General features: G+C 59.0%; 21 protein-coding genes and 1 pseudogene. 8 read left to right on the forward strand and 14 right to left on the reverse strand.

All coding sequences use genetic code 11. The annotated features are described in order from the left end of the window. Positions 1-18: 18 nt before the first annotated feature. The 3 genes from GGD50_RS29190 to GGD50_RS29200 form a co-directional block, all read right to left on the reverse strand. A complete protein-coding gene (locus GGD50_RS29190) occupies positions 19-1,593 on the reverse strand; it encodes a Re/Si-specific NAD(P)(+) transhydrogenase subunit alpha (RefSeq protein WP_183940714.1) in 1,575 nt (524 codons plus the stop codon). A 120-nt stretch (positions 1,594-1,713) separates the two neighbouring features. After that, positions 1,714-2,181 carry a nuclear transport factor 2 family protein gene (locus GGD50_RS29195; protein WP_183940716.1) on the reverse strand — a complete coding sequence of 156 codons (468 nt, stop codon included), beginning with the start codon at positions 2,179-2,181 and terminating at the stop codon, positions 1,714-1,716. A 5-nt stretch (positions 2,182-2,186) separates the two neighbouring features. Beyond that, a complete protein-coding gene (locus GGD50_RS29200; protein ID WP_183940717.1) occupies positions 2,187-3,059 on the reverse strand; it encodes an oxidoreductase in 873 nt (290 codons plus the stop codon). A gap of 540 nt (positions 3,060-3,599) precedes the next feature. Between GGD50_RS29200 and GGD50_RS29205 the strand changes: the two genes are divergently transcribed. From GGD50_RS29205 to GGD50_RS33020, 4 genes and pseudogenes are all read left to right on the forward strand, one after another. Beyond that, entirely contained in the window at positions 3,600-4,178 is a 579-nt protein-coding gene (locus GGD50_RS29205; protein WP_183940719.1) for a TetR/AcrR family transcriptional regulator, read from the forward strand. 651 nt (positions 4,179-4,829) lie between these two features. After that, a complete protein-coding gene (locus tag GGD50_RS29210; RefSeq protein ID WP_183940721.1) occupies positions 4,830-5,306 on the forward strand; it encodes a hypothetical protein in 477 nt (158 codons plus the stop codon). Positions 5,307-5,749: 443 nt separating this feature from the next. Further along, positions 5,750-6,034, forward strand: a pseudogene (locus GGD50_RS33015) (GAF domain-containing protein); the annotation flags it as partial. A 144-nt stretch (positions 6,035-6,178) separates the two neighbouring features. Next, positions 6,179-7,450 (forward strand): sigma-54 interaction domain-containing protein, encoded by a 1,272-nt coding sequence (locus tag GGD50_RS33020; protein ID WP_246451611.1) that lies wholly within the window; start codon positions 6,179-6,181, stop codon positions 7,448-7,450. Positions 7,451-7,595: 145 nt separating this feature from the next. Here GGD50_RS33020 and GGD50_RS29220 read toward each other — a convergent pair whose 3' ends face one another. The 9 genes from GGD50_RS29220 to GGD50_RS29260 form a co-directional block, all read right to left on the reverse strand. Further along, entirely contained in the window at positions 7,596-7,991 is a 396-nt protein-coding gene (locus tag GGD50_RS29220; protein WP_183940723.1) for a VOC family protein, read from the reverse strand. Positions 7,992-8,147: 156 nt separating this feature from the next. Continuing rightward, complete coding sequence (gene katG, locus GGD50_RS29225; RefSeq protein ID WP_183940725.1) at positions 8,148-10,331, reverse strand: catalase/peroxidase HPI; 2,184 nt, start codon at positions 10,329-10,331, stop codon at positions 8,148-8,150. Between the two features lie 76 nt (positions 10,332-10,407). Further along, entirely contained in the window at positions 10,408-12,042 is a 1,635-nt protein-coding gene (gene groEL, locus GGD50_RS29230) for a molecular chaperone GroEL (protein ID WP_183940727.1), read from the reverse strand. Positions 12,043-12,105: 63 nt separating this feature from the next. Continuing rightward, positions 12,106-12,918: an iron-sulfur cluster assembly protein gene (locus tag GGD50_RS29235; RefSeq protein WP_183940729.1), complete on the reverse strand. Its 813-nt coding sequence runs from the start codon at positions 12,916-12,918 to the stop codon at positions 12,106-12,108. Positions 12,919-12,923: 5 nt separating this feature from the next. After that, positions 12,924-13,946: an amidohydrolase family protein gene (locus GGD50_RS29240; RefSeq protein ID WP_183940731.1), complete on the reverse strand. Its 1,023-nt coding sequence runs from the start codon at positions 13,944-13,946 to the stop codon at positions 12,924-12,926. Positions 13,947-14,014: 68 nt separating this feature from the next. Beyond that, the gene (locus GGD50_RS29245) at positions 14,015-14,383 is read right to left on the reverse strand and encodes an MmoB/DmpM family protein (RefSeq protein ID WP_183940733.1); all 369 of its coding nucleotides are present in this window, start codon (positions 14,381-14,383) and stop codon (positions 14,015-14,017) included. 16 nt (positions 14,384-14,399) lie between these two features. Then, positions 14,400-15,458, reverse strand: a complete 1,059-nt coding sequence (locus tag GGD50_RS29250; protein WP_183940735.1) for an aromatic/alkene monooxygenase hydroxylase subunit beta — start codon at positions 15,456-15,458, stop codon at positions 14,400-14,402. Between the two features lie 54 nt (positions 15,459-15,512). Next, positions 15,513-16,595, reverse strand: coding sequence for an NADH:ubiquinone reductase (Na(+)-transporting) subunit F (locus GGD50_RS29255; protein ID WP_183940737.1), 1,083 nt, complete (start codon positions 16,593-16,595; stop codon positions 15,513-15,515). Between the two features lie 102 nt (positions 16,596-16,697). Continuing rightward, on the reverse strand, positions 16,698-18,371 hold the full coding sequence (locus GGD50_RS29260) for an aromatic/alkene/methane monooxygenase hydroxylase/oxygenase subunit alpha (protein WP_210318999.1): 1,674 nt from the start codon (positions 18,369-18,371) through the stop codon (positions 16,698-16,700). Between the two features lie 483 nt (positions 18,372-18,854). On the opposite strand from GGD50_RS29260, the gene GGD50_RS29265 reads away from it, so the two are divergent. Genes GGD50_RS29265 through GGD50_RS29280 form a run of 4 tightly spaced genes read left to right on the forward strand, consistent with a single transcriptional unit; the run spans position 18,855 to position 20,932 of the window. Continuing rightward, the gene (locus GGD50_RS29265; protein WP_183940741.1) at positions 18,855-19,310 is read left to right on the forward strand and encodes a hypothetical protein; all 456 of its coding nucleotides are present in this window, start codon (positions 18,855-18,857) and stop codon (positions 19,308-19,310) included. After that, complete coding sequence (locus tag GGD50_RS29270) at positions 19,285-19,638, forward strand: hypothetical protein (RefSeq protein ID WP_183940743.1); 354 nt, start codon at positions 19,285-19,287, stop codon at positions 19,636-19,638. Before GGD50_RS29265 ends, GGD50_RS29270 begins: the two co-directional genes overlap by 26 nt. A gap of 1 nt (position 19,639) precedes the next feature. Further along, positions 19,640-20,740 carry a WD40 repeat domain-containing protein gene (locus GGD50_RS29275; protein WP_183940745.1) on the forward strand — a complete coding sequence of 367 codons (1,101 nt, stop codon included), beginning with the start codon at positions 19,640-19,642 and terminating at the stop codon, positions 20,738-20,740. 12 nt (positions 20,741-20,752) lie between these two features. Then, positions 20,753-20,932, forward strand: coding sequence for a hypothetical protein (locus GGD50_RS29280; protein ID WP_183940748.1), 180 nt, complete (start codon positions 20,753-20,755; stop codon positions 20,930-20,932). Positions 20,933-21,006: 74 nt separating this feature from the next. Here the strand turns inward: GGD50_RS29280 and GGD50_RS29285 are convergent, their stop codons facing one another. Together GGD50_RS29285 and GGD50_RS29290 are read right to left on the reverse strand one after the other, a co-directional pair. After that, positions 21,007-21,258, reverse strand: coding sequence for a ribbon-helix-helix domain-containing protein (locus GGD50_RS29285; RefSeq protein WP_183940750.1), 252 nt, complete (start codon positions 21,256-21,258; stop codon positions 21,007-21,009). Between the two features lie 129 nt (positions 21,259-21,387). Continuing rightward, on the reverse strand, positions 21,388-22,440 hold the full coding sequence (locus tag GGD50_RS29290; RefSeq protein ID WP_183940752.1) for an NAD(P)-dependent alcohol dehydrogenase: 1,053 nt from the start codon (positions 22,438-22,440) through the stop codon (positions 21,388-21,390). Positions 22,441-22,624 lie beyond the last annotated feature (184 nt).

A 22,624-nucleotide genomic window follows, 5' to 3' on the forward strand; every position in this document is an offset into this window, starting at 1 on the left:
AACAGATCCCCGCTTGGCTTACGACTTCTGGAACATGGCGAGCATGCGCCGTGTCACGAGGAAACCGCCGACGATGTTGATCGTCGCGATCAGGACGGAAAGCGAGGCCAGGATCACCACCAGCCAGTTGCCGGAGCCGATCTGCAGCAGCGCGCCGATGATGACGATGCCGGAAATCGCATTGGTGACGGCCATCAGCGGCGTGTGCAGCGAGTGACTGACATTCCAGATGACCTGGAAACCGACGAAGCAGGCAAGCACGAAAACGATGAAGTGGCTCATGAAGCTTGCTGGCGCATAAAGGCCGACGAGCAGCAGGATGGCCGTGCCGACAACCAAAAGCCCGACCTGGTTCTTGGTCTGCGCCTTGAACTCGGCCTTTTCCTTGGCGTGCTTTTCCTCAGGCGTCAGCTCTTTTGCTTTTTCCTTCGGCTTCTGGGCGGCAATCGCCTGGATCTTCGGCGGAGGCGGCGGGAATGTTATCCCGCCCTGATAGGTGACGGTCGCGCCGCGGATGACGTCGTCTTCCATATTGTGAACCGGCTTGCCGTTCTTTCCGGGCGTCAGGTCGGTCATCATGTGGCGGATGTTGGTGGCGTAAAGCGTCGAAGACTGCGTCGCCATGCGGCTCGGAAAATCCGTGTAGCCGATGACGATGACGCCATTGTCGGACACGATGCGCTGATCGGGAACCGTCAGATCGCAATTGCCGCCGCGCTCGGCGGCGAGGTCGACGATGACCGAACCCGGCTTCATGGTCGCTACCATGTCGGCGAGCCAGAGTTTCGGGGCGTCGCGGCCGGGGATCAGCGCCGTGGTGACGACGACATCGATTTCAGGCGCGAGTTCGCGGAATTTTTCCAGCTGCTTCTCGCGGAATTCCGGCGAGGAGGGGGCGGCATAACCGCCGGTGGCTGCGCCATCCTGCTGCTGGTCGGCGAAATCGAGATAGACGAACTCAGCGCCCATGGATTCGATCTGTTCGGCTACTTCCGGGCGAACGTCGAAGGCATAGGTGACGGCTCCGAGCGAGGTGGCCGTGCCGATGGCGGCAAGACCGGCAACGCCGGCACCGATCACCAGAACCTTGGCGGGGGGCACCTTGCCGGCGGCGGTGACCTGACCCGTGAAGAAGCGGCCGAAATTATTGCCGGCCTCGATCACCGCGCGATAACCGGCGATATTGGCCATGGAAGACAGGGCGTCCATCTTCTGGGCGCGGGAGATACGCGGCACCATGTCCATGGCGATGACGTTGGCGCCCTTTTCCCTGGCCTGCTCCAGAAGGTCCTTGTTCTGGGCGGGATAGAAGAACGAGATCAGCGTCTTGTCCGAAGACAGGCGATCAGTCTCCGATGTTTCCGGCGGGCGAACCTTGGCGATGATGTCGGATCCGGCGTAAAGCGCATCGGCGCTGTCGACGATCGTCACACCGGCTGCGCGATAGGCGTCGTCGGAAAAACCGGCCGCCTTACCTGCACCGGTTTCAAGAATGCAATCATATCCGAGTTTCTGCAAACCTAGCGCGCTGTCGGGCGTCATGCCGACGCGCGCCTCGCCAGCGCGAATTTCTTTGGGGGAACCAATTTTCATAAGAAACCTTTGAATTGTGATACATCACGCCCAAACTGCAACATTCGGCGTCAATCCCCATAAGGGTCCCCGGACACGACAGCGTCGCGTCCGGTTATCAGGCGTGTCCCGATTTTTGCTTTATGACTGGCGCGGGATAGCGACGCCGGGAAAGGGGTCGGTGCTTAACCAGATGTACTCGTACCGTCGCTCCAGGAAACGCCATTTGCCATCGGTTTTAACAACGACATCATGGTATAGGCCGAGGTTGTTATAGAAATGATCAGCGGGCCCCGATGCCATTTCCCAGACAGGCGACCGGATCGTCGCCCGATCTCCTTTCACGTCGAGCACACCATGAGTGACAAGTTGGGTGAAAAAAATCAGCCCGTCACGCAGGAAATGCAGATGACTGAGGATGGAATCGATTCCTTCGCATTTTGCTTCGAAAGGCTGCCCGATAAGCCACCTCCCCTCCGCCATCCAGGTTTCTGTGAACTGTTCGATATCACCGCGGATGCACGCGTCGGAAAAGCGGGCAACCAGGTCCCTGATAGCGAGTTCGTCAGCAATATCGGCGGTCCCGTGGTTGTTGTGAGGCGCGCTCATTCAGTTCACGCTGCCTTTCCCTGGGATGCAATGTTGTCGAGGGTCGACAAATGCTCTGGCAACAAAACCAACGCTCCGGCAGCAAAATTCTCCCTGAGGTGCTGGACTGACGACGTACCTGCGATCACCAGAATATTGGGCGCGCGCTGCAGAAGCCATGCAAGAGCGACCTGTTTCTCTGTCGCGCCGAGTGACGACGCTACTTGGGAAAGTGATGCTGACTGAACCGGCGTAAACCCGCCCAGAGGGAAGAAGGGGACGTAAGCTACGCCCTGGCGGCTCAACTCATTGATAAAATCATCGTCATTTCTATGCACGAGATTGTACTGGTTCTGGACGCAGACGATGGATGTGACAGAACGTGCTTCTTCGAACTGGACCTGGGAGACGTTGCTGAGGCCAATGTGTTTGATCAGGCCTTTTGACTGCAGTCCAGCCAAAACCGACAATGGCTCGCTGATCGAACCTTCTGCGGGACCTGTAGCGCCTCCGACCCTCAGGTTTACCAGGTCCAGAACGTCCACGCCAAGGGTCTCCAGGTTCTGATAGACCGCTCCCTCGAGCGCATCTCTGCTCAGATCGGGGAACCACGAGCCATCATTACCTCTCTCGAACCCCACTTTTGTAGCGATGAAGAGATCTTCGGGATAGGGGAACAGGGCCTCCCGGATCAGTTCATTGGCCACTCGGGGGCCATAGAACTCGGCCGTATCGATGTGGTTGGCGCCGAGGTTCACCGCCTCCCGCAAAACGGCAAGTGCAGCGTCTCTGTCACGCGGCGGACCCCATACATGAGGACCGGGCAGTTGCATGGTGCCATAGCCAAGCCGCGACAGTTGGATAGAAGTGCCAGGCAGGTTAAATCTGGAATGTTGCATCAATTTTCCTTTCGTTTCGATTGTAACATGGCGGTCGCATCTTCAGCGTTCGAACCGAATGCGGTTATTCTGGTATTCAGGTTAGCCACCCGGTCACGGGGCACATGGTCTCTTTGTGGTGGAAGGTAGCGGCTGCGAATGGGAGCCGGTTGCGATGTGCAGCGCCGGCGCCGGCGCCGTCAGGCAAGATTCTCGAGACCAGGTCGCGGCGCGTCGGATATCTCATTGAAGGACGACAACGACCTGGGTGTGTGCGGAAGCCTGATGTCAAAGCAATTGCCGTCAAATCCTGTGGCTATAGGAACGTCCTGCGGGTTGAGTGAAGCCGCTTCCACATGGATCAGCACGTCGCCGCGACCAACGACCGGAAGAGGGACTTCGTCAAGTCGCGGCTCGTTTTTTAAGTCGTTGATCCTGATCGCTCTCACTGCAGCCCCCAAATATGCACCCGGTGCAATTAGGCATAGTGCACCCGGTGCAAATTTACAAGAGGATTCTTTCGTGCGATAAACTCCCTCAATCCAAGAGGTGAGATCAGACATGGGACTTCGCGAAACAAAACGCCGTGAAAGGCATGAAAAGATTATGGAAACCGGTCTTCGGCTTTTCACGGAGCGCGGATACGCCGCAACAACCCTTGATGCCATAGCCGACGAATCCGGAATCGCACGCAGGACGTTCTTTCATTATTTTCGATCCAAGGAAGAGATCATTCTGGCCTGGCAAGGTATGGTGCCGGATGAACTTGGGAACGAGATCAGGGGGCTCGGCACGGCCGTCTCCCCCTTTGAGACAGTTGAAACCGCGCTGTCCTCGCTCGCACGAAAGATGAAACCCGAAACGGCCATCATGATCGGTCGGATCGTGATGTCGGAGGAGCAACTGATCGCGGGCAATCAGGCCAAATTCATCGAAATGGAACGCGCAGCATTCGATGCTTTGTCTGCGCTTTGGCCGGACGCGGCCCGCGCCGTCGGGTTGAGGTACGTCGCTTTGACGGCAGTCGGCGCGATGCGCCTTTCCTTCGACGCGTGGGTTGACGAAGAATGTGAGAAACCCCTGAATTGGTACCTCGCCGAAAGATTTGCCGCTTTAAGATCTGAACTTCAGGTGAATTGAGTATGATGGCAATGCGGGCCGGCATCAGGGTAATAATCTCGCGGAGGCTCCAGACGGCGCATTCCGGTTATTGCCTGCGCCGGGACATGACCGGGGTTTGCCAAATCCATTGCGGTCTGCTGTCGAAAGTGAAAAGCCGACGTGTTGCTGCGTGTCGGGCACGAAAGGTTCGTTTCCCAGCGGAGATGAACGTTGAGAGCGGGTATCGGGCCACTGATCCCACCTCCCGGTTTTCATGCCGGTGAGTTTACCGAAACGTCGTCTCCGACACTAGGCTGTTTACATGGGCGCGTGCCCCTCTGCCGGCAGCGGCTCGTCTCGCCGAAGATGGGGGGGTCTGTCCGGATGCCCGATCTTAACTACTTTGCTAGCTGATGACGCAAAATCGGACTACAAAAGTCGTTGCCGATATTCTGTATCGTTCGCCGAAGCGAGTAGGCGATAAATCTCTCATCCAATCCAGCTCAGGACCGCTCGTAGGATTAACGATTTGCAGCAATGGACAGCTCGAATGCGGTTTTGCTGCAGCCGGATACCACCGATCGCATTTTGAATGCCTTATATTGCCTCTGGCGGCAACGTGAAAACGTGGTACCTTTATTTAGGACCGAGTGCAAAAATAGGCTTTGACTGAATCTGGGAGGGTTCACGATGGAGATATTTTCGAAGCGGGACGGGCCGCGTCGGGAGGACGCGGAGATCCGACGTTTGATAGAACGGAACCGCGGAGTCATTACAAAACTCGCGGATCAAATCAGCGGCGGCCGTTACTCGGAATCAAAAAAACCAACGACAGCCCCGCAACCGGAAGGTCTCATCATCCATATAGGGGGCGCGGCACCGGTTCACGCGGTGGAACCGAAGATCCGGGTCACGACCAACGGCCGCGTAATCGCCGTCGATGTCGGCACCGGGCGGCAGTTGCAACATTTCGGGGATATTCGCGACCGCAATGGTATGAAGGTTTTTGCTTTGGCGACAAAGGCCAATGGTTTTATTGCACCGCTCGACGACGCAATGACGGACGCGCTGTCGGATGTGAACGGTGTTCTGGTAGGACCCGCCTATGGCACCGCGGACTTGGCGGCTGACATCGGCCGGCGGCTCGACATTCCTCCCGAGACCTGAGGCGTGGCGCACGCCTTCGTCTTCTGCGCCATTTTGGCGTAAAGTTCCCCCGAATGTGGAATGTGAACAGCCGTATGAGCCGAGAGATGTACACGCCACGACCTTCAGCAAAATCCCGCCCTCAGGCGGCTGGCCGGTCTTTGGCTGGTGATGCGATGTTGGCGTCCTCCTATGACGAGCGTGTCACGATGCGCGCTTGGGAATCGCTTGTGGGGGGCAGCAGCCATCCGAGCCGGTCTTCGCTGCCGGTGCGCTCGACAATCAACGACTCCTGGCAGCGGTGTGCCAAGGGCGGTATCGACGCACAGCGCAACGAGGCGCCAATTGAGACTGACAAAGATGCGATAGAAGCCCTTGCAAGGAGCAGGCAGGAGCTGCTGGTCGCCGCAGCCCGCCCCTTCGGCGCGATCGGCAGGCTGCTGGGCGGCACGGGCGCCATGCTCATGCTTGCAGACAGCGACGGCGTCCTGATCGACGTCATTGGCGATGAGAAGACAATCTTCGACGGGATGGACATTCATCTCGGGGTTGGCGGCAAATGGACCGAAGACGTCGTCGGAACCAACGGTATCGGGACGGCCCTTTGGACTGGCGAGCCGGTGTTCGTCCACGCTGCCGAACATTTTTGCGCCGGCATAAAGGCCTGGACTTGCGCTGGCGCGCCGATCCACGATCCTTACGATGGTAAGGTCATCGGGGTTGTCGATTTGTCGGGTTCCCCCGATATTTTCCGGCCGCACAATATCGCACTGGTCACGGCCGCCGCGCGGGAAATCGAGCAGGCGCTCGCGGATTCGCAGAATGAAGAACGGACGCGGTTGCTCGAAGCCTTCATCGCATCGGCGAGCCGGTATCGTTCGAACGATGGCGTGATGATCATAGATCGCCATGGCCGCGCCATCTACAGCAGTAATGTGCCGGACGCGGAAAGAAAGCGGTTTGGGGAATTGGCTCGTAGAGGTTCAGGGCACTGTCAATTGCCGGAGCTGAGCAGCACCGGTTATCTCGACAGCCTTGCGAGCACGCTGCCCGATGACATGCAATCCTGCCATATTTGCCCGCTCGAATTGGATGGCGACGTCCGCGGCGCGGCATTTGTTTTTCCCAAGACCGACAGTGGGAGAACGGTGCAGATTGGAAACAAGCCTGCATCCCAGCGGTTGAAGGATGAACGTGCGCTGATCGTTGGGCAAAGTGAAGCCCTGCGCGCGGCCGTCGATATCGCCTGCAAGATCGGCGAAACGAACGATGTCACATCGGTCCTTATCGAAGGAGAAACGGGGGTCGGAAAGGAACTCTTTGCTCGGCTCATCCACACCGCCAGCCGCAAATCGGGAAACAGCCCCTTCATCGCGCTTAACTGCGGCGCGGTCACCAAGGAGCTGTTCGGCAGCGAGCTGTTCGGCCATGTCAGCGGCGCGTTCACGGGAGCCTCCCGGGAGGGCAAGCCCGGCTTGTTCGAACTCGCGAGCGGCGGCGTGCTTAGCCTCGATGAAATCGGCGAGATGCCTCTGGACATGCAGCCCTTCCTGCTGCGCGTGCTAGAAGAGCGGGCGGTCAACCGGCTGGGCGAAAGTCGGCTACGGCCTGTCGATGTAAGGCTAGTCGCCTCGACAAACCGCGATCTCAAGATCGAAGTCGCAAACGGCCGTTTCCGCAAGGATCTTTTCTATCGGATCAGCACGGTGTCCATCTGCGTTCCGCCGCTCCGGGAGCGAGGCAGCGACAGCCTGCTGCTGATCGAACACTTCAACCACAAACTGGCTGAGCGCAGGGGAAGTCTGCCGCTGCTATTCTCGAATCAAGCGCTGGACGCCCTCCTCGCCTATCCCTGGCCGGGAAATGTGCGCGAGCTGCGCAACCTTGTTGAACGGCTTCAACTGCTCTCAAACACGGGGCACATAGAGCTTGAAGATCTTCCTGCCGATATAACCTCATCCCCCAAGCTCTCTGCAGCCCCTGATATCGAAGGTGCAGTGGACACTGAGGTCTTGAGTTTTGAGGATGCGGAGCGCCAAGCTCTCCAAAGCGCCTTAAGGGCCGAACAGGGCAATCTCAGCAAGGTTGCTCAAAGGCTAGGTGTCTCGCGGCCGACGCTCTACCGGAAACTAGATCAATTCGGGATCAGAAGGAGGTTCATCTAACACTGCGGGGCTTTGAGGTGGGAAGTGATCGGTTCGCAAAGGAGGCCCCATCATTTTGTCTAATCCTCGTTGCGTTCGCGGGAGCCGCTTTATCTGCTCCAAAGCGTGATTCCACCTGCATTCTCTAACTGTGGATGACCACGAACTACCTGAAACGGCCATGCCGCTGCAAAACTTCAATGCGATAGCCGTCGGGATCGGTGACGAAGAAGAAGCGGGCCAACAGGTAACCGTCCCTGTTGAAATCGACAATCTTGCCGACTTCAATTTCGGCATCCCTAAGCCGACTGTGTTCCGCCTCAATGTCTGCGACCGACACCGCGATATGACCATATCCATCACCAAGGACATACGGGTCGGTTCTGCCCTTGTTGATCGTTAGTTCCAGTTCAAAGTTGTCCTCAGCATTGCTCAAATAGACGAGCGTGAACGTCTCAAAATCCAATCGATCCGCGACGTCGAAGCCGAAAACCTTTCCGTAGAAATCGACGGATCGGGCTTCGTCGAGCACGCGGATCATTGAATGAATCATTCTTGCCAATTCGGCCTCCGTTGGTTTCCATGAACAGGCGCCTAATGTCGGTGCCCTTACTGAAGCAATGAATGGGCGCGGTTCATCTGACTATTCAGCCATCTCCGCGAGCCTGCGGTTTCGCCCGCTTGCAGCCGAAGCTGCGGATGGGCGAAACCCAATCAGTCAAACGAGATCGAAGCGATCGACGTTCATGACCTTGTTCCAGGCGGCAACGAAGTCGTTGACGAACTTCTCCTCGGCGTCGGCCTGGCCGTAGACTTCGGCGAAGGCGCGCAGCTGCGAGTGCGAGCCGAAGACCAGGTCGACGCGGGTGCCGGTCCACTTAGGCGCACCCGTCTTGCGGTCGCGGCCTTCATAGACGCCGTCCTTGCCGGCGGTCGGAACCCACTGCGTGGCCATGTCGAGCAGGTTGACGAAGAAGTCGTTCGTCAGCGTCTCGGGACGGGCGGTGAAGACGCCGTGTTCCGGCTGGCCGGCCTTGAGGACACGCAGGCCGCCGACGAGGACGGTCATCTCAGGTCCGGTCAGGGTCAGCAGCTGGGCACGGTCGACGAGCGCTTCTTCCGGCTTCATGAACTGCAGGCGCTTGCCGTTTACATAATTGCGGAAGCCGTCGATGCGCGGTTCTAGCGCTGCGAAGGAATGCGCGTCCGTCTGGGCTTCGGAAGCATCCATGCGGCCCGGCGTGAAGGGCACGCTGACGGCATTGCCGCCGGCGGCCGCCGCCTTTTCAACGCCGGCTGCACCCGCGAGCACGATCAGGTCGGCGAGCGAGATCTTCTTCGCCCCGGTCTGGGCGGCGTTGAAGCCCTTCTGGATGCCTTCAAGAACGGCGAGGACTTTGGCGAGCTGGGCCGGCTGGTTGACCTCCCAATCCTTCTGCGGAGCAAGGCGAATGCGGGCGCCATTGGCGCCGCCGCGCTTGTCGGAGCCGCGGAAGGTCGATGCCGAAGCCCAGGCGGTCGAGACCAGTTCCTGCACGGAAAGGCCGCTGGCGAGAACCTTAGCCTTGAGGTCGGCAATGTCCTTGTCGTCGACGAGCGGATGGTCGACGGCCGGGATCACGTCCTGCCAGATCAGGTCTTCGGCCGGAACTTCCGGGCCGAGGTAGCGCACCTTCGGTCCCATGTCGCGGTGGGTCAGCTTGAACCAGGCGCGGGCGAAAGCGTCGGCGAACTCAGCCGGATTTTCGAGGAACCGGCGCGAGATCTTCTCGTAGATCGGATCGAAGCGCAGCGCGAGGTCGCTCGTCAGCATGGTCGGCAGGTGCTTCTTCGAAGCGTCATAGGCATCCGGAATGGAGGCTTCGGCGTTCTTGGCCTGCCACTGCTTGGCGCCGGCCGGGCTCGTCGTCAGCTCCCATTCGAAAGCGAAGAGGTTTTCGAAGAAGTAGTTGCTCCACTTGGTCGGCGTCTGCGACCAGGTGACTTCGAGGCCGGCGGTGATGGCGTCCTTGCCGACGCCGGTGCCGAACGAGCTCTTCCAGCCGAGGCCCTGGTCCTCGATCGCGCCGCCTTCCGGCTCGACGCCGACCAGGGACGGGTCGCCGGCGCCGTGCGTCTTGCCGAAAGTATGGCCGCCGGCGATCAGCGCCACGGTCTCTTCGTCGTTCATCGCCATGCGGGCGAAGGTTTCGCGGATATCGCGGGCCGAAGACAGCGGATCGGAATTGCCGTTCGGACCTTCCGGGTTGACGTAGATGAGGCCCATCTGCACGGCGCCGAGCGGCTCGGCGAGCTCACGTTCGCCGCTGTAGCGCTCGTCGCCGAGCCAGGTGCCTTCGGGACCCCAGTAGAGTTCTTCCGGCTCCCAGACGTCGGCGCGGCCGCCGGCGAAGCCGAAGGTCTTGAAGCCCATGGATTCCAGCGCGACGTTGCCGGTGAGGATCATAAGGTCGGCCCAGGAGATCCGGTTGCCGTATTTCTGCTTGATCGGCCAGAGCAGCCGGCGAGCCTTGTCGAGATTGGCATTGTCGGGCCAGCTGTTCAGCGGCGCGAAACGCTGCTGTCCCTGGCCGGCGCCACCGCGCCCGTCGGTGATGCGGTAGGTGCCGGCGCTGTGCCAGGCCATGCGGATGAAGAGACCGCCGTAATGGCCGAAGTCGGCCGGCCACCAATCCTGCGAATCCGTCATCAGCGCGGTAAGATCCTGCTTCAGCGCGTCGAGATCGAGCTTCTTGAACTCTTCGGCATAGTCGAAGTCCTTGCCCATTGGGTCGGAAAGACCGGAATGATGGTGAAGCATCTGCAAGTCGAGTTGATCCGGCCACCAGTCACGATTCCGTTGACCCGAATTTGCCGAATGATTGACGGGGCATTTGCCTGCTTTGTCTACCTTTGCGTCCATCTAAATGACCTTTAGTGTTTGCGGATTTCTCACTTGAAGCGCCTGATGCTTCGCCGGTGTCTTTTTGACGGCTCGACTAGGGGCGACCTAGTTTCTCCGCGCCGCCACCAAGCGCAGGACCCGCGGTTGGGTCGGCCTCGTCTTCGGCGAGATCGCCAATTAGCGTCTCGGTCGTCAGAATGAGCTTGGCCACCGACGCCGCATTGCGAAGCGCGGTATACGTTACCCGGACCGGATCGATGATGCCGGCGTCGATCATGTTCTGATAGGTACCAGTTGAGGCATTGTAGCCGTGCCCGCTATTCACACGAGTCACTTCTGCAATGATCGCTTCCGGGTCCGCGCCGGCATTAGTTGCAATGCGCCAAAGCGGCCGCGTGAGGATTGATTTGACGAGGCGCACACCCTCCGCAACATCGCCGCTCGTCTGCTTGAGCAGTTCATCCAGCGCTGGCGCGGTCTGCGCCAGTGCCGAGCCACCACCGGCGACGACGCCCTCCTCCGCCGCGGCACGCACCGCATGCAGCGAATCCTCGATGAGCTGGATCGTGCGCTTCTGTTCGACCGGTGTTACACCGCCAGCATAGAGCACCGCCGTGCCACCGGAGAGCTTCGCCAGCCGCTCCCGCAGCTTGTCTTGTTCGATATTGGGCGGGGCTGCCTCGAACTGGCGCTGGACCTGTGCCCGGCGCGCGATGATGGCAGCATGATCGCCGCCGCCGCGGACGATGGAGGTGTGGCCCGCGCTCGTGCGTACACGTTCCGCCGAACCGAGATCCTCGACGGTGACATCCTCGATGCGCCCGCCGAGATCACGCGCGATCACGTGACCGCCAGTCAGGATCGCGAGATCCTCCATCATCGCTTTGCGCCAATGACCATATTCCGGCGGATGCACGACGAGATATTTGCCGGGACCGCTCTTGCCGAGCAGTGTCACCACCACTTCCGGCGCCATCTCCTCGGCGATGATCAGCAGTGGTCGACCAGCCTTGTCGGCAATGTTACGGGCGGCGTCGAGCGAAGACGGTTCCTTGATCTTCAAATCGGTCATGAGAATAAGGGGCTGCTCGAGCACCGCTTCCATCCTCTCCTGATCAGTGACCATATGATGGGAAAGGTAACCTCGATCGAAGGACATGCCCTCCACAACGTCGAGCGTCGTCTCTGTGGTGACGCTGAAATCCGTGGTGATGACGCCTTCCGTTCCGACCCGCTCATAGGCCTCCGCGACCAATGCGCCGAGCTTGGGATCTGTCGCAGCAATATTGGCGACGGCCGCAAGGGCACCATTGCCCTTTGCTGGCTTCGACTTGGCTTTCAGCGCCTCTACGACCTTGTCGACCGCCAGGTCGATACCTCTGCAGAGATCGACGGACTTTGCGCCGCGCTCGTTGGCTTCAATCCCCTTTTGCACCAGCGCATTAGCCAGCACGATCGCGGTCGTCGTTCCATCGCCCGCGATTTCATTGGTCTGCATCGAAACCTCGCGGACCACCTGTGCACCCATGTTCTCAAAGCGATCTGACAGCTCGATCTCGGACGCGATGCTGACGCCGTCACGGGTCACCATGGGCGTACCGATGGGCCGGTCGATCATGGCATTCATGCCTCTCGGGCCAAGCGTCGGCTCGACGGCGGCTGCAAGGCGGCCGACGCCGCGCGCCAGCGCCCGGCGAGCATCAGAATTGTGTAGCATGAGTTTGGGCATGACTCCTCCTTCCGCCTGACGGGCGGCTTGTTGGTTGGGGCCTCTTTCGGGGAAGGCCGTTTTTCAGTTGCAAGACGTATGCGTGGTATCGGTGCGCGCCGGGACGCGACCGGCGATGAAGTCCACCAGCGTCGGCTCGCCATCGACGATGTTCATCTCCTTGTACCGCGTGTGCTTCAGTCCCCGGCAGAGCGCGCCGTTGAACTCCATGTTGATGCGCACGCTGCGCAGGTCGGCCAGATAGGCGTCGAGGGATTCCACCTCTATCCGGTCTCCCTCCCAGGTAAGAAAGACAGCATCGTCCTGTCGCTGGTCGGGCCACCGGTCGAGCAGCGCCTGACGATAGCGCGGCTTTTGCCGGGCCGCCTCGGCGTCGTCAAAGAAAAACGCGTCAAATGAAGAGAGGTCCATCCTGGCAATCTCTGTGTCCGTAAGTCCTTTCTGACGCAAACCCAGGAGCACCGCCTCCTGGCGCCGCTTGAAAGCCTTCGCCCGAAATATCGCGTGGAGGCTTTCAAGGTCCTCGTCACCGGCGAGTTCGCCGAAGATAGCACCAAACGACTTTCCCCCAGCGATGCCCTTGTTAACTTCTTCAGCAAACATATGATCGTGCAGTGTCACCTGGTAAGCGGGCGACCATGATAGGGAATCAAGTGCCTCCCGGACGCCGTCCAGCATCAGGAAAGCAAAGTTCGGTGAACACCAGTAGGTGGGCAGTCGGAAATCGACACGTACGCTGCCATCGTGTGCATGAACAACACGCTCCACAAAACCCATCGCAGTGATCGGCTCGTCCAGTTCCGGATCGTTCACCTGTTCGAGGCGCCGCCAGACCTCCTCAATCTGGCGGGCTGCGCTCGTGCGGTCTGGTATCATCGTTCCTACTCCGCCGCGACGCCGAAGGGAGCGTTGGCAAGCGCCACCTTCTTGGCCTCGATGTTGATGTCGTAGAGGCGCGCCGCGTTCAGGCCGAGGATTTTTTCCTTGATCTCCGGTGTAAGATCGACACCGCGCTCCTGCTTGATGTCATCGGGCAGTTCAAAGGCCCAGAATTTTTCGACCAGCCAGCGCGGCGTCCAGATCGCGTAATCCGATCCAAACAGGATCTTGTCGGAGCCGCACCAGAACAGCAGTTCGGAAATGACTTCGGCGAAGTAGCGCGGCCGCGAATGGATGAAAGGTAGAGCCACGGCAAGGCCGCCAAAGACGTTTGTCTCCTGAACCGCGATCCAGCAGAAATCATCAAGGCGCGGAAGACCGCAATGCTCGATGATCCAGTTGAGGTTCTGGAAATCCGTTGCCGCATAATCGACGTCGTGAACATCGAATGCGTCCTTGTTGAGCGGTATAATAGTCGGTCCTTTGTGGACATGGATGTTTTTGATTCCGAGTTTCTCGCACAGCTCGAAACACTTGTAGGCGTTTGGATCGTTAAGCTTCCATCCCTTCGAGGCGCCGTTCCACTCGGCCGTGTACATTTTCACGCCCTTGATGTCGTAGGTCTCCTTCATGAAGTGGATGTATTCAAGCGCCTTCTCGCCGTCGCGCGGATCGAAGGAGCCGTTGACGATGAAGCGCTCCGGATAGCGCTTGGCCATCTCGGCATTCTTCTCCACTGTGTTGAAGCCGTTTTTGTAAAAGTCCTTCAGATAAGTCGATTGCACGATGGCCACGTCATCAGGGCCGTCGATGAACAGGTCGCGATAGAGATCGTCGGCGCTGTATTTCTCGAACTTGCTCTTCTCCCAGAGTTGCTCCTTGGGACTGAGCGCAGTGTGATAGGCGTAAAAACACTCGACAAATTGCTTGCCGTGAATGTTGCGCTGGTTCTCCGGGCTGCCATCCCAGAAATGGGTGTGGCCGTCGACGACGAAAATCTCTTTACCTTCGGGTGTAATGTACATGTTATCCTCCTCTCGAATGATGCAGCCTAGACGGCGCGCCCTCAGCAGACGCGCCGTTGCCTCCTCTCTCAGATGTACTCGAAGACCTCATCCATATTGCCGAAGAGGATCACTTCATTGTCGTCGATCCGGACCATGCGGCCATAGTGGGTAGAGGTATTAACCTCGAAGATCTCGGCGGTCATTTCCCGTCCGAGATAGTCGCTGATTTCATCCATCTTGAAGATCAGCTTGCCGTCGCCGTCGATTCGGATCATGGCCGGCGCATAGGTGACGACGACACCTGGCTTCTTGCTCATGAACTCGGCGATGGCGCGCGCCTCGACGGAGTCGTTCATAGTGACCCCACACTGGTGCGAGATCGTCTGCTCGAAGGTGATGTCCTTCATCGACTTGAAGATGTTGTTATTGGAATTGTCGCGTGCGACTACTGACATGATGTTGCTCCTTGGATTAGCGCTTTAGGCCGAGTTCGCCGAGAATGCTGGCGAGCCGTTCCGCGGACTGTGCGCGGACGTCAGTGAAAGCGACGGGCTTCGAGTGCGGCATCGACCAGATCGGCTGCAGGTCGAGTGCGGCTTTCTCGGCCAGCGCCGCATGCTTGGAGACCCAGCTTTGGAAGAGCTGCCTGTTGTGGTCGCCATACTGCGGGTCGTTGACCAGCAGGTAGGCGAGGTCGATGGTGTTGGCGAGGTTGCGCTCGTAATCGGCCTCGGCTGCGGAAATCACCGGCGGCGTGATGAAATCGTGATTGGCGGCAGAAGCCTGCATCAGGAAGCCGGAACGAAACAGTTCACCGACCAACGGCTCGAACACGATATTGATCGCGAAATACTGCTCGAGATAGTCGGTCGCGCCCATGATCGTTTCGATCGCCTCGCGGGTGCCTTGCCAGACGCCATCCTCGAGCCAGTGCTTCTTGCCGAGCTCGTCGTCCCAACCCGCAATGTCCATGCCGACCTCGGCGAGATAGAGCGTGATGTCCTGGGCGAGGCGCAGCTTGTAGGATGAGTTGGTTAGCGTGGCGTTGTTGATCATCTGGGTGTAGCCGTAACGCTGGGCCTGCATCAGCGACGTGCCCATGCCGAACTCGGCATGCTTCCACGCTCCCAGATGCGCCTGCAGGATCTTGATCCAGACCTTGTCGAAGGTCTTCGGCGCACCGGCCCGGCGGGCGTTGGAGATCACCGACTGCACCATCGTCTCGATTTTGGACTGGCGCTGGTAGTGGGTGCGCTCCCATTCCTGGTCGGGCGCTCGGAAGGCGTGCCAGTTTGAGCTGCGCGCGGCCGTCGCGTCCTTCACATAGGCACCCTTGCCGTTGGCGAAGGAGATAATCCAGTTCTGTTTGAGATAGCGCTCCGGATCGGGCTGGACGTCGACGGTGACGTCCTCATAGTGCGTGGCCCGCTGGCCTCGGGGTTCGAAATAGCGATATTTACGGCTGTCGGAATCGGCGAAGATCGCCGCACCAGCGGCTCCAGAGCCGACTGAACTCGATACTGCAGGCATGTTCTCACTCCCTTGTTGAAGTTCCAAGATGGATGTCGGTTCTTCGCCCCAGCCCTAGTGACCCGGAGCTCCTCCGGACGAAGTTGTGAATTTGTCGAAGAAGATACGCTCGCTCTCGAAGCCATTCATGAACAGGATCGGCTGAAGGGCGTCGATCATGGGCGGGGGACCGCAGGCATAGACATCACCCTCGCCGTCGATGTTGAGTTCCTTGAGCTTGGCATCGACGCTCTGGTGGACGAAGCCGCGCTCCCCTGTCCAGCCGCTGTCCTCAGGAGCATGCGACAAGACCGGGATAAAGGTGACGTCGCGGTGACGCGAGACAAGGTCCCCGATGCGGTCGAGATGAAAGAGGTCATCCTCTGTGCGCGCGCCGTAGAAGAAATATACCGGGCGCGGTTCACCGCTTGCGAGATGGTCGTTGAGAATTGACCAGACCGGCGACATGCCCGACCCGGCTCCGACCAGGACTAGCGGTCCATCCCGTCCTTCCCGTCGGAAGCAGGTTCCGTAGGGTCCGACCACGCTGACGGAAGCTCCGGTCCTGATGCCGCCTGCGTCGAGTTCGCCGGAGAATTTTCCTTCGGGGTATTTCTTGATGATGAAAGAGAGTTTCTGGGTTTCGCTCGGCGTATTTGCCATGGAGAACGAGCGTGTAATCGTCTCCCCTTTTTGCGTGGTGACCGTGATGTCGACATATTGCCCCGCCCAGAATTTCATCGGGGATGCGAGTTCGATTTCAATGCCTCTGATATCGTGGGTGAGCTTCTCGATATGCGAGATGCGGCCCTGGAAGGTCTTGACCGCGATCGATTTCGACAGCACCTCCTCGTCGTAGTTTAGAAGCTCGACCTCCATGTCGGAATAGGCAATCGACCGGCAGAGCAGGATGTGCCCTGATTCCTTTTCCATGTCGTTGAGTGCGAAGGTCGAATATTTCAGCATGTCGACCTCGCCGTCGAGCAGCACGCATTTGCAGGCGGAACATTGTCCTTCTTTGCAGCCATGCGGCAGAGCGATACCTTGGCGGAACGCGGCGTTGAGCACGGTTTCGCCATTCTCGACCTCAAATTCGACGCCGACCGGCTCGAGCCTTACCTTATGCGCAGCGACGGGCACTTTCTGAGCGTCAGCCATTTCGTTTGAACCTCCCAATTCCCACACGCGTCCTCCAATCAGACGCGGCCTCTTCCAGGGTGATGCAGAGGCCGGAATACCGGCCTCTGCACTCGCATAGCTTCAGTTGCAGGCATTGATGGTGAAGCCCGCACGATATTCGGCGAGGTGCTTTTCACGATCGGCAGGGGACATTTCCCGCAGCAGCGTTAGTGGCGACAGCAGCGTGTGGCCGCGAACGTCGTCTAGCGTCCACATATCCTTGTTGTCGAAGCGCAGATGCGGCTGTGGCATTAGCGTCTTGCCGTCGGAGCGTACGAAGTTGAGATCCTTGATGGCATCCGCCAGATCCCAACCATGATAGAGCGTCTCCCACTCGCGCTTGCCGCTGAAGCGGCCCATGGCCGGCGTCGCACGGCCCTGGTACTCGTCGGCGAAGGCCTCGACTGCGGTCCAGCGGTCGAGTTCGTGAGCAAAGGTGTGCAGCTGACCGTCGATCTCGTCGACCACGATGTCCTCGCGGATCAGGCAGGGAACGAGGCAACTCCAGCAGCGATGCGGATAGACGTAACCGACATCCTGATTGAAGGTGATGACGGTCTCGCCGGGACGGCTGAGCTTGTCATACCATTTCCAGAATTCACCGAATTGCGCATACCAGCCCGGATACTTCTGCTCGAACCATTCGAAATCGGCCTCCCCTTGTGCCTCGATGCGCCAGAAGTTGACCGGCCAGCCGACCGCGAAGAACTGGGCGACCTTGTGGACGTAGTGCTTCTTGGTGATGCGGTTCCAGGCTTCGTGCACGTCGTCGTGATGGATCTTGATGCCGTATTTTTCGAGCGGCAACATGTAGGTCCGATAATAGTCCTCGAAGATCCAGCGATGCCACATCTCCGCGTAGGACTCCTTGTTCTTGTCGCGGTTCGTGGTGCCATATTCGATGAAGGTGCCGATGGCGGCATCGACGATCGCATGGTTCTGCCAGAAGGCATAACGCAGATCGCGTTCCAGGAGCAGGTGGTTCTCGGGCTCCTTAAGCGCCGCCATCAGCAAGGAGTGGCCGTTCCCGATATGTCGGCTTTCGTCGGACTGGACCGACAGAAACACCGTTGGCAGCGCATAGTCGCCATTGCGGGCTGCCTCCGACGGCATGGCGACGAACAGCGTGTTGGTGAACGCGGTCTCGGCGACCACAGTGAGATAGAGGCATGCCGACGTCATCACATCACCGGTGATGAATCCCTCGCCGAACTGGCGGCCGATCGTCGTGGCATAGCATTTGCCGAAGGCCTCTTCCGTGATGTCGAAGCCGGCCGGATCGATATAGTTCTCCATATACCACTTCTTCAGGTTCATCTGAATTGTGGAGTGCCGGAACTCGTCGACCATCTGCATGGTGAAGCCGGTGCGGAGGTCTTCACCCGGCGCGATGCGGGCAACCATCGCCATGGAGCGGGCGGCGGAGATTTCCGGGAACGGAATGATCGCCAGGAATAGCTTCATCCACTCGACCCAGCGCGGCTCCACGTTGCGGAACATGTCGCCGCGCAGCGCCGCGTCGAGCGCGCCGTAGACACGGTTGTCCTTTTCCTCCTGCATCGGGAAATAGGAGCGCAGCACCTGCTTCATCGGGTCGCGCGGCGCCTTGGTGATCTTGTAGTCCGTCGGAAACGTCATGGCTTCCTGGACATAGGTCGGGTTCCAACCGAGGTCGGAAATCTTCTTCGTCGCTTCGCCGACGGATATGCCGCGCTGCGAAGTAATCTTGTTAAGCGTCAAAGACGACATCGTCATTAGCCTCCACTGTGTTTGAACCGGGAGCCTCCCGGCGCCGGCTGGAAACGGCGCCATAAGCACCGCGAGCGAAAGTCGAAACGGTTCGGCGAAAGCCAGCGCCGTGGCGCGGCCGGGGACCGACCATTCAAGTAGATGATGGCAAAGGTTTCAGGGAGAATGGCCCAGTCCTCCAAGCAAGGACTGTTGCAAGCGTTCCCGGTACTCCTTCGTTCTTCTGGCGTCGCTTCAAGCGCGATGGCTTCTTGTGAAATAGAACCTGCAAGGCCCGTGCCAGTTTCGAAATGCCTGAAAATCAATATCTCGGAGCCGCCTAAGAATAAAAGTTGTAACGATATTTTACATTTGTAAAATACAAGGTGTAACATCATTTTTACTTAGCACTCGCAGCAAAGTCTGATTTAAACGCAATAAAAACAATGTTGGACACAGTTTTAATATTTACCTATATAAGTGACGTCATTTCAATTCCGGAAGACAGATATGGCAGACGACGATCATCCGACAGAAGGATTGAGTACCGAAGAGGATGTCAGCACGACGCTCGCGCGGCTCATGCAGCGAGACCTTATTTTCGCGATGCGCTTTGTCGGCGAGAGCCAGCATCTGATGCAAAGCCACTTCCAGCGGTTCATTCTCCGGGAATTGGCCATGGTCGGCGTGACACCCGAAACCCATCCGATGATTCATGCCTTTGCTGAAAAGCACGCGCTCATGCTGCGGGAATTTGTCTTCTCCGGTGTCTCGCTTTCCCGGCAATTCCGCGTCGAGGAGATGGAGCAGTTGACCGGTGACACTTTGATCCGCGTCGATGTCTGGGATCATTTGCGCGGCCATGTTTCGATGGCGGAACAGCAATTCAGAACACAGCTTCCGGACCTTCCAACTGTTCTGGAGGCCTGGAAGGCACCCGATGCCGGCAATGGCGATCGCCGCTGAACACGTCGCCATACTCAGGAGGTTTTCGATGTCCGCTCTCGATTTCATGCGCCGCCGGGTCGACCTCGTCGGCACTGTCTCAGTGCTGACCGCAAAGGCTTTGCAGCTCACCCAGGCGGTCTCCGGAGCTGAAATGGAGATGCAACGCTTGTCACTCGAAATCGACCGCGATCCGGCGAACGAGCAACTGGTGCAGGAATTGCATGACCAGGAGCAGAGCGCTGCGGCGATCCGCAGGGAACAGGCCGATTGCGCGGAAGACATCGCGGCGGCGGAAAGGGACGTTGCCGCCCTGGATGTGTTGATTGCGGCCGCTAAGGGAGAATGAAATGAACCAGCAGACTATCCCCAACGTCACTCTCTTCAGTCTCCTGGCGCGCAATTGGGGGCGCCCGGCGCCGATTCGCCAACTCTGTTTCAACGGAGACGACACAGCCTTGGCGATCTGTTCCGCTGACGGTGCGGTCGCCCTTGCCCGCCTCGGCGACAACGAACCGCCGGAATCGCGCATCACGATTGACAACGGCCAAACGACGATCTCGCCCCGCCAAGGCAATCCCTCGCCGTTGATCAGCACGCGCATCCAGGAGGGCGATGGCCTATCTGCCTATCGGGGCGACAGCTTCCTCGTTTCGACTGCCAGCGGCGAACTTCTCCACCTCGCGCGCTCCGGCGAGATCGAGAGCAAGGTTCTGTCCGACCGGACGCCGATTGACGCCTTCGCCCACAACCCTGCGACTGACCTGACAGCGGTGGTCGTGAGAAGGCGGCTGCGGCTGCAATCGGGCGAACCACCCCCGTCCCGTGACGTCGAACTCGGCGACTTGGCTCCGCGGCTCGTGTCGATATCGGACGATGGCGCGTTAATCGCCCTTTCCGGCCGGGATCGATTGAGCGTCCGGCGCACCGCCGATGCTTCCAAGCCGCTGTGCGAGATTAGTCTTTCGTCAAAGCCGCAGTCGCTGAAATGGAGTCCGGACGGTCGCTGGCTCGGCATCGGACAACAAACCGGGGGCCTCTGCCTGCTGGATGTAGACGGTGGAGAGAGCATCGCGTTCAGCGAATTTCCTGGTCCGATCAGATCCATCGACTGGAGTCCGACGGTGAACACGGTCATTGCTTCCGGAGCCTATCGCATTGCTGGCTGGTCTATGGGGACGACGCTCGCCAAGGCACTCGCCACGGGACGCGCAGGCTTCGTCATGGTGGAGACCGTCGCGGCGCATCCGGTTAAGACACTGGTGGCCGCAGGCTACGCAAACGGCAGAATTGCGATCGCCGGGATAGGATCGCCTGATGAGCTGACCATTCGGGATAGCGGCGGCGCCGTTACTGCGCTGCGATGGTCGGCAAGTGGCCGCTATCTGGCGGCAGGCGACGCATTGGGCAACGCCGCCATCATCACCTTTCCGAACGAAATCTTCAAATAGCAGGAGGATCACATGCAAGAAGAGCAACGCAGGACTGAAGACGCGAGCAAGGACGCCTTTTTCGAGAGAATTGCCAAACTATCGGAAGAGATGGTTGCCGCCCACGGGAAGGATTTCAGCATGGGCGCGCTGGTGCTTGGTGCACGCTGGATCGCCGAGGGCCGGGGCGATCCCGGCCACAAGGCCAATTGAGCATCCCGCGACGCGGTGGCACGATCCGGCAAGACCGGGGCCGAGCGATGCTTTCCATTCCCCGGACCCGGCCTTCACGCCTGCTGTGCCGTCACGATTGCGCCTCGGCGCTCCTCGTAATAGAGCAGACAAACAGTTCGCAGGATGGAAGCCAGGCTCGACATGCCGACCGACCGCTCCAGGGCTTCGGCATAAAGCTGCGCAATCAGCTTGGAGATAGAAAGGCCTTCGCTCTTCGCCATGCCTTCCAGAACCTGCCAGAACGCCATCTCGAGCCGGATACTGGTCGAATGCCCGGAAATCCGGACCGATCGGCTAACCTTCACGAATCTTTGCGAGCTTTGGTCTGTCAATACTCTGCACATCCTTTTTCCTTCCTTCGGCCCCTCTCGGCCATAAGCGCTCCCCGCCGTGCGTCCCGGCGGGGAGCAGAAGCTGCGCGACCGAACGGCATATTAAGGAATGAGCACCGCGCGTCCGTGGATCTTGCCGTCACGAAGGTCCTTAAGCGCTTGGTTGGCATCTGCGAGACGGTATTCCACAGTCGTCAGATCGACGAGCCCACGATCGGCGAGCGCCATCAGTTCAGTCAATTCCGCCCAGGTGCCGACGAGATTGCCGATGATGTTTTTTTCGGTGATGACCATGTCGACGGTCGGAACACGAATGTCTTCCCCGTAACCGACGACATAGTAGCTACCCATCGGCCGGGTCATCTTCAGGCCCTTCAGCGTTGTACCTTTCTCGCCGACGAAGTCGATAACGGCTTCAGCCCCCTGACCTCCCGTGAGCTCGAGAACGGCCTCGACTTCATTACCATCGGCCTTGACCAGCTTATCGGCCCCGATGTTGCCGGCAAGCGTGAGCGAAGCGTCCGAGATATCGACGACGATCACGTCGGCGGCACACATGGCCTTCAGGCACTGGATGCCGATATGACCGAGGCCGCCGGCGCCGATAACGACAACAGATTCACCGGGCAACAGGTGGCGGGTCGCCTTCTTGACGGCGCGGTAGGCTGTGAGGCCGGCATCGGCATAGGGAGCCACATCCTTGGGCGCCAGCGTCTTCGGCAGCGGCACGATGTTGCGTTCCGAGGTGCAGAGATATTCGGAATAGCCACCGTCGCAGTCGAGCCCTGGAAACTTTCCTGGGCCATGCATGTCGAAGCCGCGGCGGCATGCAAGGCAAGTGCCACCAGAGATTTTTGGATGCACGATCACCGGATCGCCGACCTTGATGCCTTCGACCTCTTTGCCGACAGCTTCAACCCAGCCGGCATTCTCATGCCCCATGATCAGCGGCAGAAGCGTGTTGCCGTTCGGATCCATGTGCGGCCGCCAGATGCCTTCGATAATATGCAGATCTGTGCGGCACACCCCGGCACCGCCGATCCGTACGATCACGTCAGTGGATTTCTTGATCGTTGGGTCGGGAACATCCTGAAGCGAGACCCATCGTCCCGTTTCCAGCTTTTCGTCATAATGCGTCAGAACTTGCGCTTTCATGCTGATGTCTCCTGCTTCGCTGGGCCAATGGCCGTTACAGGGAATCATGCGCAAGTATCATGCCGTTTGGGGAACACAGGCAATTTCAATAAGATAATTGAACAAAGCTGAAGAAAGGCCGTTCATCTTCTGAACGGAGTGAACAGAGGATCTGTCCAGTTTCTGTTCATTGCGCAGGTGCAAT

This window comes from Martinezella paranaensis (assembly GCF_014200235.1).
In the GTDB taxonomy this organism is placed as follows: Bacteria; Pseudomonadota; Alphaproteobacteria; order Rhizobiales; family Rhizobiaceae; genus Rhizobium; species Rhizobium paranaense.